Here is a 14,588-nt window from a genome sequence, read left to right as displayed (position 1 = left end):
CCCAAAGGCTAGGCAGCCCCGGACACCCTGTCAACCATGAAACATTTCCAAAGTTTACATCTGATCAAAAAACATACTTTCTCGATTTGCCTGCTGTGTGGCCGCCGCGCCCGGGCACCCCTGTGCCCGCCCTGCCAGGACTTCCTCGAACAGCGCTGCCGCCTGCCCGCCACCCTGTGCCGCTGCGGCTTGCCCGATCCCGCCGGTGGCTGCGCTGCCCTGTGCGGGCGTTGCCTGAAACAACCGCCTCCGTTCACCACCACCCATTGCGACTGGCGCTATGACTTCCCGCTGGATCGGCTGATTACGGCCTATAAGCACCATGGTCAGTTGTACCAGGAGCGAGCCTTCGTGCAGTTACTGGCGCAGCGGCCGTTGCCCTGGGCGCAAGCCGATGTCCTGTGCCCAATCAGCGCGCATTGGCGCCGGCGGCTATGGCGCGGCTTTGATCAGGCTGAGCGTCTGGCCCACCTGCTGGCCCCGCTCTGGCGCAGGCCGGTTCTCCCCGCCCTGCGCCGGCAACGAGCCACCGCTCACCAGCAGGGCAGCAACCGGCGCCGGCGGCTGCGCAATCTGCACGGCGCTTTCACCATACAGGCGCCAGTCCGGGGGCTCCGGCTGTTATTGGTGGATGACGTCATGACCAGCGGCGGCCGCGCCCGCGAAGCCGCCGCCACGCTGCTGGCCGCCGGCGCCGCCGAGGTGCGGGTCTGGGTGCTGTCGCGGACCTGCTAGCGCTTTGCGTCGGCAATGGCTGGATAGGATTTTGATTGAGGGTGCCGCCGGCAGCGCCAGGCTCTACAATACGCGCTTGCTCAATTCCAGGGACCCGCCCGCGCCATGAAGATCAGCATCGCTCAAGGCCACAATCCGCCGCACAACATCAACGGCATCACCGTGATCATCGACGTGATCCGTGCCTTTACCACCAGTCATCAGGCGTTCGTCGGCGGTCTCGATCATATTTTGCCGGTGGCCACGGCGGAGGAAGCCTTCGCTCTGCGCGAGCACCATCCTCAAGCGCTGCTGGCCGGCGAGGTACAGGCGTTGCCGATCAAGGGTTTTGACTACGGCAACTCCCCCTGGGAAATCGCCAACAGCGACGTGACGGACCGCACCATGATCCTGCGCACCACCAACGGCGTCACCGCCACCCTGCGGGCACGGGACAGCCGCGAAGTGCTGGTGGCGGCGCTGATCAATGCCGAGGCCACCGCCCGTTATATTCAGGAACAAGCGCCGCCGTCGGTGGTGCTGGTGGCCTCCCACCCCACCGGTGACGAAGACGTGGCCTGCGCCGAGTACATTCGGGCCTTGCTGGGCGGCGACGGCATCACTCTGGAACAAGCCCAGGAGCGCACCCGTAACGCCTTCGCGGCACGGAAGTTTTTCGACGGCAGCCACCCGCGCCTGCGCCCCGAGGACATTCACATGGCCAGCAGCAGCGCCGGGGACGACGGGCTGGTGATGAAGGTCAGCTTCGAGCCGCTGCCTCGGATCGACAAGCTGACCTGATCGGACGCCGGCGACTCACGTCCGGCGCTCTTCCCTGACCATTTCCGCCAATTCCTTCGCCACTCCAGATCAATGACCCGTCCTCGGGACACTGCTAATGTCAGTGGGACCTAAGAGCCTCAGGATCCCCAGTGTCATGATCGAGTGGAACGAACAACAACAAATGATCCAGAAAATGGTGCGCGACTTCATCGCCAAGGAAGTGGTGCCCAATCTGGACGACATCGAATACAACGGCGTCCCGCCTTACGACATCCTGCGCAAGATGATCAAAACCTTCGGCATGGACGAAATGGCGCGGCAGAGCTTCGAGCGCCAGATCGCCAGGGAAAAAGCCGGCACGCCGAAGCAGGAGAAAGATAAGGAAGGCTCCACCGCCGCCGCGGCCGAACAGGCGGCGCTACGTCTGATTCCCACCATTGAGCTATGCCGCCACGCCCAGGGGCTGGTCACCGCCATGGGCGTGTCCATGGGCCTGGCCGGCGGCGCCATCATGAGCAAAGGCACCCTGGAACAAAAAGAACGTTGGGCCTTGACCCTGCTGACCATGGAGAAAATCGGCGCCTGGGCGATATCCGAACCCAACTCTGGCTCCGACGCCTTCGGCCAGATGAAGACCGTGGCCCGCCGTGATGGCAATGGCGGCTACATTATTAATGGCTCCAAGACCTGGATCACCAACGGCCCTTACGCCGACACCATCATCCTGATCTGCAAGCTGGATGAAGAGGGTGTGGAACCCCGTGACCGCAAGATCGTCTCCTTCATTCTCGACAGCGGCATGGAAGGGCTGACCCAGTCCAAACCGTTCAAGAAGATGGGCATCGGTTCCTCTCCCACTGGAGAATTGTTCTTCGACGACGTCAAGGCCGGCGCGGACCGGCTGCTCGGCGGCAGCGAAACCGGTTACGGCCGCTCCGGCGCCAAATCCACCTTCATGCAGGAACGGGCCGGTGTCGCCGCCATGGCGCTGGGCATGGTCGAGCGGGCGCTGGAATTGTCGGTGACTTACGCGCGTGAACGGGTGCAGTTCGGCCGTGCCATCGGTGAAAACCAGTTGATCCAGTTGAAGCTGGCGAAAATGGAAGTGGCCCGCAGCAATCTGCAGAACATGGTGTTCCGCTATATTGATCTGACCGCCGCCGGCAAGCAGATGACCCTGGCCGAAGCCTCGGCGATGAAACTCTACGCCGCCCAGGCCGCCATGGAAGTGGCCACCGAGGCGGTGCAGATTCACGGCGGCTACGGCTACATGCGCGAGTCCCGGGTGGAGCAGTTGATGCGCGACGCCAAGATCCTGCAGATCTATGCCGGCACCGACGAGATGCAGGTGATCGCCATCGCCCGGGACCTGCTGGGCCGCGGCTGACCGCCATATCTGGAAAGGCGGATGCGAGCGCAGCGCCAATGCACTAATCTGGAAATGATCCGCAAACCCTACAAGGAGCCTCATCATGTCTCTGCATCAACAGCGTTGCGAGGCCTGCCGTGCCGATGCACCCCTGATCAGCGACCAGGAGGCCGATACCCTGGCCGAGGAAATTCCGGACTGGAAGCGCATCGAGGAAGACGGCGAGGAACGCTTGCAACGCCAATATTCCTTCCACGACTTCAATGACGCCCTGGCGTTCACCAACCAGGTGGGGGCCATGGCCGAGGAAGAGGGTCACCACCCTGCTCTGCTCACCGAGTATGGCAAGGTGACGGTGACCTGGTGGACCCACAAGATCCGCGGTTTGCATCGCAATGACTTCATCTGCGCGGCGAAGACCGACCAACTTTATCTGAGAGCCGGTTAATGAGCCTGAGCGAAGAACAACAAGAACGGATCAAGACCCATGCCGGCCGCGCCTTTCCGTTCGTGGAAAGGTGCGGAGTGGAAACTCTGGAAGTGGACCGGGGCTATTGCCGGATGAGAATGCCGCTGGCCCCGAACCACAACCATGTGGGCACCATGTACGCCGGAGCGCTCTACACCCTGGCGGAACTGCCCGGCGGCGTGATCTACATGACCAGTTTCGATACCTCCCGCTTCTATCCCATCGTCAAGGACATGCAGATCCGCTTCCGGCGCCCGGCCACCACCGATATTGAAGTGGAAGTCCGCATCAGCGAGGAAGAAGTCCAGCGAGTTCAGGCCGAAGCCGAGGCCAACGGCAAATGCGATTTCGCCTGGGACACCGAACTCAAGGACAGCCACGGCGAGGTGGTGGCCACCACCCGGAATCTTTACCAGCTGCGGCGGATTGGTCAGTAAGAGGAAGGGAAGCCGGAGTCAGGTCGCTACGAAGCCGCTGTGGGAAGAGGCCCGGGCGGCGCTCCGCTTGGCCGCGAATACTCCCGGGCCATTGCCATTCGCTTGCAAGCAAGCTTCCCACAGCGACATATCACGGCCAGTGCACCTCCACATGGACGTTGTTGAAATCCGGGTCATCTTCACTCCCCCCGTGACGGCAGTACATTCCGGAAGGAAGGTCCCGCATCCGCACCTCCTGGCCTTCGGCAATAACCCCCCCGAACGCATGGAGCTCAATAAGCCGGTTAAAGAGGTCGGTGACCGCATCATGATATTGGGGCGGGACATGGTGCAGACTTAAGTCGGGCCTGCCGAACTTTCTCATGCCACGAGTATGAAACCAACGGGTCCCATCCCGCTCCTCGGAGACGAGTATTACTACATGCTCACGAGGTAGTGCCTTCCCGGGGCCGAAAACTCTGTCCCGCCACGCCTGGGCAGACCACCATGCCAGGCTCTGCGGGTCTAGAACGCCGACGCCGCCATTATCCAGCAAGCACGTCACCAGCCCGATAGTGTTGCGGAAATAGTTCAGATTTTCAGCGTCAGCCAATTCTCCACGAACAACGATGCAATGTTGTTGAGCGCCTATAGCTTTGGCAAGCTCGGGGTCGCCCCGTTGAATGTCGTCCCAAAGATATCCGCTGCGGAACGAGTCCAGTACCTCGGGGTGCGAGTCTGGACCGTACGACAGCAGTTCGAGTCCGGCAGGGATCCCATCGCAGCGATATTGGCTACGAGAAAGTGTCAAACCATCAACCGTGGCTCCGAAGACCACGTAAAACAGGAAAGGCTGGCCGCCCGTCGTTTGATAATACGGCCTTGGCCAGTCTTCCAATGCATCGCTGCTCATTCGTATGGACCTTGGGATTTCGTTTGGGATGGATTTCCCTGAGGGGTTTTTCTTATGCACAAACAGGAGTAAGGTAACAATTGCATGGCGCCGTTACCGCATCCAAACGGTCGACATGTGTTCCTTGTTTTTGCTGTTTTTTCCAGTTTTAACGGCCCTTTATGGGCCGTTTTTCTTGGCCCCCAGCTCCACCACCGCTTCAATGAAGACCCGGGCGTGTTCCGGGTCCACGTGGGGAGTGATGCCGTGGCCCAGGTTGAAGATGTGCCCCGGATGATCGCCGAAATCGTCCAGGATACGCTTCACTTCGGCACGGATGGCCGCCGGCTCGGCGTACAGCACCGCCGGATCCATGTTGCCTTGCAGCGCCACCCGCTCGCCGACCCGGCGGCGGGCGTCGCCGATGTTCACGGTCCAGTCCAGCCCCAGGGCGTCGCAGCCGGTGTCCGCCATGGCTTCCAGCCACAAGCCGCCGTTCTTGGTAAACAAGATTACCGGTACCTTGCGGCCTTCGTGGTCGCGGATCAGGCCGTCGACGATGCGCTGCATGTAGGCCAGGGAAAACTCCCGATAGGCCTCGGCGGACAGGGTGCCGCCCCAGGTATCGAAGATCTGCACCGCCTGGGCGCCGTGACGAATCTGGGCATTGAGGTAATCGGTCACCGCCAGGGCCAGTTTTTCCAGCAGGGCGTGGGCCACCTCCGGCTGGCTGTAGATCATCGCCTTGAGGTGGCGGAAGTCCTTGCTGGAACCGCCTTCCACCATATAGGTAGCGAGCGTCCAGGGACTGCCGGAGAAGCCGATCAACGGCACCCGGCCGTTAAGCGCGCCACGAATGGTGGACACGGCACGCATGACGTAATCCAGGTCGGCCTCCGCGTTTGGCACCGGCAGCGCCGCCACATCCTGCTCGGTGCGCACGGTCTTGTGGAATTTCGGGCCTTCACCAGTTTCGAAGTAGAGGCCCAGCCCCATGGCATCCGGCACCGTGAGGATGTCGGAGAACAGAATCGCCGCATCCAGCGGATAGCGCTCCAGCGGTTGCAACGTCACTTCGCAGGCCAGCTCGGCGTTGCGGCACAGATCCATGAACGACCCGGCGGTCTCCCGGCTGGCGCGGTATTCCGGCAGATAGCGCCCGGCCTGGCGCATCATCCAGATCGGGGTGCGGTCCACCGGTTCACGGGCCAGCGCGCGGAGGAAGCGATCGTTTTGGAGCGGGGCGTGGGTCATGGGGGTTCCTTGAAGAGCGCTTTCACGCAACACGCTGGCACGCGAACACGCAAAAGATAAAAAAGACTACCGCATCATATAGAAAAAAGGCCTGCGAAAGCAGGCCCCTTAGCGTAGTGCGTGCAGGCGTGTTGCGTGAAAGCGCCTTTAAACATCCAAATAATCAAGGATGCCCTTGGCCGCTTCCCGGCCTTCCCAGATGGCGGTCACCACCAGGTCGGAGCCGCGCACCATGTCGCCGCCGGCAAAGATCTTCTCGTTGCTGGTCTGGAACGGGAAAGCTTGCTGTTCCGCCGCCAGCACACGGCCGGAGTCATCCAGGTCGATACGCTGGGGCTCGAACCAGTCCGCCGGGCTGGGGCGGAAACCGAAAGCGATGATGACCGCGTCGGCCGGCAGCACTTCCTCACTGCCCGGGATCGGCTCGGGGCGGCGGCGGCCGTTGTTGTCCGGCTCGCCCAGCTTGGTCTCCACCACTTTCACGCCAACCACCTTTCCGTTCTCGCCAACCACTTCGATGGGCTGGCGGTTGAACAGGAACTGCACGCCCTCTTCCTTGGCGTTGGACACCTCACGGCGGGAGCCGGGCATGTTCTCTTCGTCACGGCGATAGGCGCAGACCACGCTGTCGGCCTTTTGACGGATCGAGGTACGGTTACAGTCCATGGCGGTATCACCACCACCGAGCACCACCACTCGCTTGCCGCTGACATCGATGAAGTCCGCGGAATCTTTCTCAAACCCGAGGTTACGGTTGGCGTTGGCGATCAGGAACGGCAGTGCCTCGTGCACGCCGTCCAGGTCCTCACCGGGGAAACCACCCTTCATGTAGGTGTAGGTGCCCATGCCCATGAACACGGCGTCGAACTCTTCCAGCAGTTCATCGATGGTGACATCGGTGCCGATTTCGGTGTTGAGACGAAACTCAATGCCCATGCCTTCGAACACTTCACGGCGCTTGGCCATCACCGGCTTCTCGAGTTTGAACTCGGGAATGCCGAAGGTCAGCAGGCCGCCAATCTCCGGGTAACGGTCGAACACTACCGCTTTGACGCCATTGCGTACCAGCACGTCGGCGCAGCCGATACCCGCCGGGCCGGCGCCGATCACGGCGACTTTCTTGTCGGTCCACACCACCCTGGACATGTCCGGGCGCCAGCCCATGGCCAGAGCGGTATCGGTGATGTACTTCTCGGTGGCGCCGATGGTGACCGCGCCGAAGCCATCGTTCAGAGTACAGGCGCCTTCACAGAGACGGTCCTGCGGGCACACGCGGCCACAAACTTCCGGCAGGGAGTTGGTCTGGTGACACAGCTCCACCGCTTCCATCAGATTCCCTTCGCTGATCAGCTTCAGCCAGTTGGGAATGTAGTTGTGTACCGGGCATTTCCATTCGCAGTACGGGTTACCGCAGTGCAGACAACGATGGGCCTGGTGCTCCACTTCCCGGGTTTCGAACGGGTAGTAGATTTCCTCGTACTTGTGCTTGCGCAGTTCGATGTCTTTTTTCTTCGGATCGTGCCGCGGAACATCGAGAAACTGGAAGTTATTGCTTAAACGTTCAGCCATGTCGCTCTCTCGTTATGCCGGGTTCGCACGCGTGCTCTTGAGCAGGTCTTCCAGGCTTGCCGCCTTGGGTTTCACCAGCCAGAACTTGCGGCTCATGGCATCGAAATTGTCCAGGATCTCCCGGCCCCACTCGCTACCGGTTTCGTCCACGTACTCCTGAATCACATGGCGCAGATGAGCGCGATGGGATTCGGTGGACTCGGAACTGATGCGATGCAGTTCAATCAGTTCCGGGTTGATGCGGTCGAAGAAGTCATTGTCTTCGTCCAGCACGTAGGCGAAGCCGCCGGTCATGCCGGCACCGAAGTTATGGCCGGTGTGGCCCAGTACGGTGACACAACCGCCGGTCATGTACTCGCAGCAGTGATCACCGGCGCCTTCCACCACGGCGTGGGAACCGGAGTTACGCACCCCGAAACGCTCGCCGGCGGTGCCGGCGGCGAACAGCTTGCCGCCGGTGGCGCCATACAGACAGGTGTTACCGATGATGGCGGTGTCCTGGGTCTTGAACGGGCTGCCCTTGGGCGGGCGGATCACCAGTTTGCCACCGGCCATGCCTTTACCGACGTAGTCGTTAGCGTCGCCTTCCAGGTACATGTGCAGGCCGCCGGCGTTAAACACACCGAAGCTCTGACCGGCGGTGCCGGTGAAGCGCACCCGGATCGGCGCGCTTTCCATGCCCAGGTTACCATGGTGTCTGGCGATTTCACCGGACACGGTGGCGCCCACGGAGCGGTCACAGTTGGTGATGGTGTAGTGGAAGGAGCCACCGCTTTTGCTTTCCACGGCGGTACGCATTTCCTCCATCATCCTGGCATTGAGTACGCCCTTGTCGAACGGCTCGTTGCGCTGCACCTGACAATGGGTCGGCTTGTCCGCCGACACATGGTCGTTGCGCAGGATCGGCATCAGGTCCAGGCGTTTCTGCTTCTCGGTCAGGCCTTCAATGCGCTCCAGCAGATCGGTGCGGCCGATCAGCTCCGGCAAGCTCTTGATGCCGAGCGCCGCCAGCAGTTCACGTACTTCGCGGGCGACGAAGGTGAAGTAGTTCATGAGCATTTCCGGTGCACCGATGAAATGCTCCTTGCGCAGATCGTCCCGCTGGGTGGCCACGCCGGTAGCGCAGTTGTTCAGGTGACAAATGCGCAGGTACTTACAGCCGAGCACCACCATCGGCATGGTGCCGAAGCCGAACGACTCGGCGCCGAGAATGGCCGCCTTGATCACGTCCAGGCCGGTCTTCAGACCACCGTCGGTTTGCAGACGGATCTTCTGCCGCAGGTCATTGGCACGCAGTGCCTGGTGCGCTTCCGCCAGCCCCAGCTCCCAGGGCGAACCGGCGTAACGGATGGAGGTCAGCGGGCTGGCCGCGGTACCGCCATCGTATCCGGAGATGGTGATCAGATCGGCATAGGCCTTGGCCACGCCGGAGGCCACCGTGCCGACGCCGGGCTCGGAGACCAGTTTCACCGACACCTGAGCCTGCGGGTTGACCTGCTTGAGGTCGAAGATCAGCTGGGCCAGATCCTCAATGGAGTAGATATCGTGGTGCGGCGGCGGCGAAATCAGGGTCACGCCGGGCACCGAGTGACGCAGCCGCGCGATCAGGGCGTTGACCTTGCCCCCGGGCAACTGGCCGCCCTCGCCGGGCTTGGCGCCCTGGGCCACCTTGATCTGCAGCACTTCGGCATTGACCAGGTAATGCGGGGTCACACCGAACCGCCCGGAGGCGATCTGCTTGATCTTGGACACCCGCTCGGTGCCGTAACGGGCCGGATCCTCACCACCCTCGCCGGAGTTGGAACGCCCGCCCAGGCGGTTCATGGCGGTGGCGATGGCTTCGTGGGCTTCCGGGCTGAGCGCGCCCAGGGACATACCGGCGGAGTCGAAACGCGGCAAAATGGTTTCGATCGGCTCCACTTCTTCCAGAGCCACCGGCGTCACGTCGGTACGCACTTTCAACAGGTCACGCAGAGTCGCCACCGGGCGGTCATTGACCAGCTCGGCGAACTCCTTGTACGCCTCATAATCGCTGTTCTGCACGGCACGGTGAATGGCGTACACCACATCCGGATTGTAGGCGTGGTATTCCTTGCCGTGGATATACTTGAGCACACCGCCGGCATCAATCGGCTTACGCTGTTTCCAGGCATCGGCGGCAACGATCTTCTGATCGTTCTCGATATCCTCGAAGGTGGCCCCTTCGATGCGGCTCTGCACGCCACGGAAGCACAGTTCCACCACATTGCTGGCGATACCCACGGCTTCGAACAGCTGGGCGCCACGATAGGAGGTGATGGTGGAGATCCCCATTTTGGAGAGGATCTTCATCAACCCTTTGTTGATGCCTTTGCGGAAGTTTTTCTGCAGTTCCACCGCGTCGCCAAGCAGCTCGCCGCTTCTCACCATGTCAGCGATCACGTCGTAGGCCAGGTACGGGTACACGGCGGTGGCGCCGAAACCGAACAACACCGCGAAATGGTGCGCATCGCGGGTGGTGGCGGTTTCCACGATGATGTTGGCGTCACTGCGCAGACCACGGCTGGTCAGGTGGTGATGCACGGCGCCGGTGGCCATCAGGGCATGGATGGTCAGTTTGCCCGATTCGATACCGTGGTCGCTCAGCACCAGAATCACCTTGCCGTCGCGAACCGCTTTCTCGGCGCTCTCGCACAGCGCGCGCACCGCCTGCTCCAGACCCTGTTGCGGATCATAGTGCAGGCTCAGACGCTCGTGCTGATAGCCGGGACGGTCGATTTTCAGCAGATTGGTGAACTTGGAGTGTGACAGCACCGGCGTGGACAGGATCGCCCGGTCGGCGTGGTCGGAGCTTTCCTCGAACACATTGCGCTCGGCGCCGACGCAGGTCTCCAGGCTCATCACGATCGCTTCGCGCAGCGGATCGATGGGTGGGTTGGTGACCTGGGCGAACTGTTGCCGGAAGTAGTCATACAGCGGACGCTGACGCTGACTCAGCACCGCCATCGGAGTGTCGTCGCCCATGGAGCCGGTGGCTTCCTGGCCGGCTTCCGCCAGCGGACGGATCACCTGATCACGCTCTTCAAAGCTGATCTGGAAGAATTTCTGGTAGCTGAGCAGATCCTGCGGATCGATGTCGTCGGTACGCTCCACTTCGTGGTCGTAGCTGGCTTCAATACGCAGCGCGTGATCCTTGAGCCACTGACGATAGGGATGACGCACCTTGAGACGGTTGTCGATGTCCTCGGTTTGCAGCAGCTCGCCTTTCTCGATATCCACGGCCAGGATCCGGCCGGGTCCGACGCGGCCTTTGGCCACTACGTCCTCGGGCTGATAGCTGTACACGCCGATCTCGGAGGACAACGTGATGAAACCGTTCTTGGTGATCACCCAGCGGGCCGGACGCAGGCCGTTGCGGTCCAGCATGCAGACGGCGTAGCGGCCATCGGTCATGACCAGCCCGGCGGGGCCGTCCCAGGGTTCCATGTGCATGGAGTTGTATTCGTAGAAGGCGCGCAGATCCGCGTCCATGGTTTCCACGTTCTGCCAGGCCGGTGGCACCATCATGCGCGCGGCGCGGAACAGGTCCATGCCACCGGAGAGCAGCACTTCCAGCATGTTGTCCATGCTGGAGGAGTCGGAGCCTTCACGGTTAACCAGCGGGCTGAGTTCGGCCAGATCAGGCAGCAGTTCGTTCTCGAACTTGTTCTCGCGGGCCAGCGCCCAGTTGCGGTTACCCTGAATGGTATTGATCTCGCCGTTGTGAGCCAGATAACGGAACGGCTGAGCCAGCGGCCACTGCGGTGAGGTGTTGGTGGAGAACCGCTGGTGGAACACCACGATGGCGGTTTCCATGGACTCGTCACCGAGATCCGGGAAGAACGCCGGCAGATCCACCGGCATCATCAGGCCCTTGTAGGACACCGTGGTGGCCGACAGCGAGCAGACGTAGAAGTAACCGTCCTTCGCGATGCGCTTCTCGGCGAGACGGCGGGCGAAGAACAGACGGCGGTTGAGCGCCACCTCGGACGCCTCGTCACCGGCCACCAGCACCTGGTGGAAGCCCGGCAGCGAGCTCAGCGCCAGCTCACCGAGGCAGGACGCGTCGGTGGGCACCTCACGCCAGCCCAGCACCTTCAGGCCCTGAGCCTCCAGTTCGGCGTCAATCACCGCTTTCTGGGCGGCCGCCTGATCGGCTTCCGGATGGGTGAACACCATCCCGACGCCGTAGATGTCCGGCAGTTCGATGCCCTGTTTCCCGGCCTGCGCCCGGAAGAAGGAATCGGGTTTTTTCAGCAACAGCCCGCATCCGTCACCGGTTTTTCCATCGGCGTTGATCCCGCCCCGGTGAGTCATGCAGGTGAGTGCTTCAATAGCGGTTTGCAGAAGCTCATGACTGGCCTGCCCCTCCATTTGGGCGATCAGGCCAAAGCCACAGTTGTCCCGGAATTCTCCGGGCTCATAGAGCCCCTGCACCAGCGTTGAGTTCTGCTGCATCAAAACCTATTCCTCTTGAAATTCAGAGACTTACAGAAGGCGGAACTGGCGCCGGAAAAACGACGACGACAAAAAAGGGATGAACATTCTACACATTGAGGGGGTAGCCGACAAACACCACCGCACAGAGCCGATCCCGACCCCGAAGGCGCCGGAGCCCACGGGCTCCGGCGGATTATGTCATTGCAGTTCTTTTCGTATCGATGCCATGCTGCGCGGGAAAGGTCCCGCTTTACGCAGTTGCTCGGGCAGGCCGTCACGGGCCTGCACCGCCGCGTCGCGGCTGGCGTAAGGGCCGGCCAACACCACATATACCGTCTCCTCACCCCTGCGGGCAGGGTAGTAGGCGCCCTTGCGGTCCAACACGTCAAGTACACTGTGGGCTCCGTCTTCGCGACCGGTGGCGGTCACTTGCAGGAACCACTCGCTGTCCGGACGGGACGCCAGCCAGCCATCATGGTGATAGCCGTCATTGCTGGCCGCCGGGCGCGGCTTGGGATCGGGCTTGGAAGCAGTGGCTGGCGCGGCGCCGGCGTCCGGTTCGCTGACTGGATCCGCGGTCCGCGGCATCGCCTGGTTCTGGCGCGGCTCGCTCGGTGGTTCTTCCTTGCTTTTGAATGTTCGGGCGTTATCCGCATAGGACGCCAGAGCTTCCCGGGTACGCTCGGGATCACGAATCGCCGGCAACGACGGCGACTCACTGGACGCCGGCGCCGTCTCCCCGGCCGGCTCCTCCGGCGTGGCCGGCGGCTTGGGCAGGTCCAGGGCCACGGATTGCGATGGCTGCGGTTCTTCATCACCGCCGCTGGCCAGCCACAGCACCAGGACCACCAGCACCAGCGCACCGACCGCCAGCACGTGACGCCAGGGCAATGGCCGCCGAGCAGTATTAGTGCCGTCGGCGAGCGGCGCCGGAGCCGCGTCGCCGCGCTCATCCAGCAACGCCAACAGGGGGCCGGGCTGCCCTTCGCTTTCCGCCAGCAGGCTTTCCGCCTCGTCATCACTCAGGGTAACGCCATAGACTTCATCGGCGAACGCCACTACCTCGGCTTCATCCAGCGGCGGCAGGCCAAGAGTGTCCGCCACCGCCAGGCCCGCATTGGCGACCCGCTCCGCGGCACCGGGGTAGCCGCCGAACAAATAGGCCAGACGACCACCGAGCTTTTCCTTCAACGCGGCCATGGTCGCCAGGGCCGCCTCATCGGCGCGGTCGGCGTTGTCCACCACGATCACCAGCCGGGTGTCCGCCAACGCTTGCTTGAGAGCGTCCGCCAGTCCTTCGCGATCCACTCCGAAGTGGGTCAGCATGGCCTCCACCGGCGCGTTGGCGTCCAGCTCATCGTCGCCGTCCAGGCGGATCACCTCGAAATCATCCACCAGGGCCATGCACACCATGCCCAACAGGGTGGATACCCCACTGCCATGCTCGCCTTCCAGCACCACGGTGCTGCCTTCGTGAGCGTAGCCGTTCAGCGCGTCGAGCAGATCGCCCCGTTCCGCGCCTTCGTAAAAGTACTCGTCATCCCTTATCACAAAAGGCCTCAAGCGTTCGCGTCAGTGCATTGGGGTCGTATTCCCCTGTGACCAGAGCCTCGCCGATTCGTTTCAGCAATACCAGGCGCAGGCGTCCATTACGGACTTTCTTGTCCAGGGCCATCAAATCGGAGAAATCCGCCGTCGTCATCCCCTCGGGGGCCGTTACCGGCAGCCCCCAGGGCGACAGACTGTCGGCCACCCGGGCCACATCGTCATTGCTGAGCCAGCCCAGCTCCCGGGACATGCGGGCCGCCATCACCATGCCCGCGGCCACCGCCTCACCGTGCAGCCACTGGCGATAACCGGTAAAGGTTTCCATGGCATGGCCGAAAGTATGCCCCAGATTGAGCAGGGCGCGGTTGCCCTGTTCGGTTTCATCGGCGGCCACCACCTCCGCCTTGTTGCGGCAACTGCGCAGGATCGCCTCGGTAAGGGCGGCATCATCACGCCGCTGCAGATCGGAACGGTGCTGTTCCAGCCAGTCGAAGAATCGCGGATCCCGAATCAGACCGTACTTGATCACTTCCGCCATGCCGGCGGCGAATTCCCGCTCCGGCAAGGTATCCAGCACACGAATATCGATAATCACCGAACGGGGCTGATGAAAGGCGCCGATCATGTTCTTGCCACGGGGGTGATTCACCGCGGTCTTTCCGCCCACCGAGGAATCCACCTGAGCCAGCAGTGTGGTCGGCACCTGAATGAAATCCACGCCGCGCTGGAAACAGGCGGCGGCGAAGCCCACCATGTCCCCGACCACGCCACCGCCCAGGGCAACCAGGGTGGTGGTGCGCGAGTGCCGCTTCTCCATCAGCGCGTCAAAGATACGCTCCAGGGTCGCCAGGGTCTTGTACTGCTCACCATCCGGCAGGATCACGGTGTCGCATTGCAGATCGCCGAGAGACGCGGTGACCCGCTCAAGATACCGGGGCGCGATGGTTTCGTTGGTCACCACCATGACCTGATTGCCACGGATGCGCTCGCGGATCAACGAAGTGGACAACAGATCGGGGCCGATGTGGATCGGGTAACTGCGTTCGGCCAGTGCCACGTCAAGCGTCTGCATAGTGTCTCCGGACAGGGAAGGGAGCGCCGGAGCCGTCCGGCGTT

At 62.3% G+C, this 14,588-nt stretch carries 11 protein-coding genes; 5 read left to right on the top strand and 6 right to left on the bottom strand.

Features of this window, described 5'->3' with window-relative positions:
• Nucleotides 1-36: 36 nt before the first annotated feature.
• The 5 genes from MA04_RS04920 (at nt 37) to MA04_RS04900 (ending at nt 3,772) form a co-directional block, all read left to right on the top strand.
• On the top strand, nt 37-735 hold the full coding sequence (locus tag MA04_RS04920; protein WP_262459644.1) for a ComF family protein: 699 nt from the start codon (nt 37-39) through the stop codon (nt 733-735).
• Nucleotides 736-840: 105 nt separating this feature from the next.
• Complete coding sequence (locus MA04_RS04915; RefSeq protein WP_163121836.1) at nt 841-1,515, top strand: 2-phosphosulfolactate phosphatase; 675 nt, start codon at nt 841-843, stop codon at nt 1,513-1,515.
• A gap of 136 nt (nt 1,516-1,651) precedes the next feature.
• Complete coding sequence (locus MA04_RS04910) at nt 1,652-2,884, top strand: acyl-CoA dehydrogenase family protein (RefSeq protein ID WP_262459643.1); 1,233 nt, start codon at nt 1,652-1,654, stop codon at nt 2,882-2,884.
• Nucleotides 2,885-2,969: 85 nt separating this feature from the next.
• Nucleotides 2,970-3,314 (top strand): 4a-hydroxytetrahydrobiopterin dehydratase, encoded by a 345-nt coding sequence (locus MA04_RS04905; RefSeq protein ID WP_022995181.1) that lies wholly within the window; start codon nt 2,970-2,972, stop codon nt 3,312-3,314.
• Nucleotides 3,314-3,772: a YiiD C-terminal domain-containing protein gene (locus MA04_RS04900; protein WP_055099539.1), complete on the top strand. Its 459-nt coding sequence runs from the start codon at nt 3,314-3,316 to the stop codon at nt 3,770-3,772. The genes MA04_RS04905 and MA04_RS04900 overlap by 1 nt, the downstream gene beginning before the upstream one ends.
• A 130-nt stretch (nt 3,773-3,902) precedes the next feature.
• Here MA04_RS04900 and MA04_RS04895 read toward each other — a convergent pair whose 3' ends face one another.
• The 6 genes from MA04_RS04895 to aroB form a co-directional block, all read right to left on the bottom strand.
• Nucleotides 3,903-4,664 (bottom strand): hypothetical protein, encoded by a 762-nt coding sequence (locus MA04_RS04895; protein WP_262459642.1) that lies wholly within the window; start codon nt 4,662-4,664, stop codon nt 3,903-3,905.
• A gap of 159 nt (nt 4,665-4,823) precedes the next feature.
• Entirely contained in the window at nt 4,824-5,897 is a 1,074-nt protein-coding gene (hemE, locus tag MA04_RS04890; protein WP_163121843.1) for a uroporphyrinogen decarboxylase, read from the bottom strand.
• A gap of 147 nt (nt 5,898-6,044) precedes the next feature.
• Nucleotides 6,045-7,466 carry an FAD-dependent oxidoreductase gene (locus tag MA04_RS04885; protein WP_163121845.1) on the bottom strand — a complete coding sequence of 474 codons (1,422 nt, stop codon included), beginning with the start codon at nt 7,464-7,466 and terminating at the stop codon, nt 6,045-6,047.
• 12 nt (nt 7,467-7,478) lie between these two features.
• Nucleotides 7,479-11,942 (bottom strand): glutamate synthase large subunit, encoded by a 4,464-nt coding sequence (gene gltB / locus MA04_RS04880; RefSeq protein ID WP_262459641.1) that lies wholly within the window; start codon nt 11,940-11,942, stop codon nt 7,479-7,481.
• A gap of 180 nt (nt 11,943-12,122) precedes the next feature.
• Entirely contained in the window at nt 12,123-13,475 is a 1,353-nt protein-coding gene (locus MA04_RS04875; protein ID WP_262459639.1) for an SPOR domain-containing protein, read from the bottom strand.
• Nucleotides 13,462-14,544, bottom strand: coding sequence for a 3-dehydroquinate synthase (gene aroB, locus MA04_RS04870; RefSeq protein WP_026948239.1), 1,083 nt, complete (start codon nt 14,542-14,544; stop codon nt 13,462-13,464). The genes MA04_RS04875 and aroB overlap by 14 nt, the downstream gene beginning before the upstream one ends.
• Nucleotides 14,545-14,588: the final 44 nt, after the last annotated feature.

The organism is Alloalcanivorax balearicus MACL04 (assembly GCF_025532145.1).
In the GTDB taxonomy this organism is placed as follows: Bacteria; Pseudomonadota; Gammaproteobacteria; order Pseudomonadales; family Alcanivoracaceae; genus Alloalcanivorax; species Alloalcanivorax balearicus.
The sequence above is the reverse complement of the archived record's forward strand: the minus strand, read 5'-3'. Positions and strand labels throughout refer to the sequence as shown.

Coding starts and splice junctions, on each gene's coding strand:
- MA04_RS04920 (WP_262459644.1), top strand. CDS start 37: ATGAAACATTTCCAAAGTTTACATCTGATCAAAAAACATACTTTCTCG.
- MA04_RS04915 (WP_163121836.1), top strand. CDS start 841: ATGAAGATCAGCATCGCTCAAGGCCACAATCCGCCGCACAACATCAAC.
- MA04_RS04910 (WP_262459643.1), top strand. CDS start 1,652: ATGATCGAGTGGAACGAACAACAACAAATGATCCAGAAAATGGTGCGC.
- MA04_RS04905 (WP_022995181.1), top strand. CDS start 2,970: ATGTCTCTGCATCAACAGCGTTGCGAGGCCTGCCGTGCCGATGCACCC.
- MA04_RS04900 (WP_055099539.1), top strand. CDS start 3,314: ATGAGCCTGAGCGAAGAACAACAAGAACGGATCAAGACCCATGCCGGC.
- MA04_RS04895 (WP_262459642.1), bottom strand. CDS start 4,664: ATGAGCAGCGATGCATTGGAAGACTGGCCAAGGCCGTATTATCAAACG.
- hemE (WP_163121843.1), bottom strand. CDS start 5,897: ATGACCCACGCCCCGCTCCAAAACGATCGCTTCCTCCGCGCGCTGGCC.
- MA04_RS04885 (WP_163121845.1), bottom strand. CDS start 7,466: ATGGCTGAACGTTTAAGCAATAACTTCCAGTTTCTCGATGTTCCGCGG.
- gltB (WP_262459641.1), bottom strand. CDS start 11,942: ATGCAGCAGAACTCAACGCTGGTGCAGGGGCTCTATGAGCCCGGAGAA.
- aroB (WP_026948239.1), bottom strand. CDS start 14,544: ATGCAGACGCTTGACGTGGCACTGGCCGAACGCAGTTACCCGATCCAC.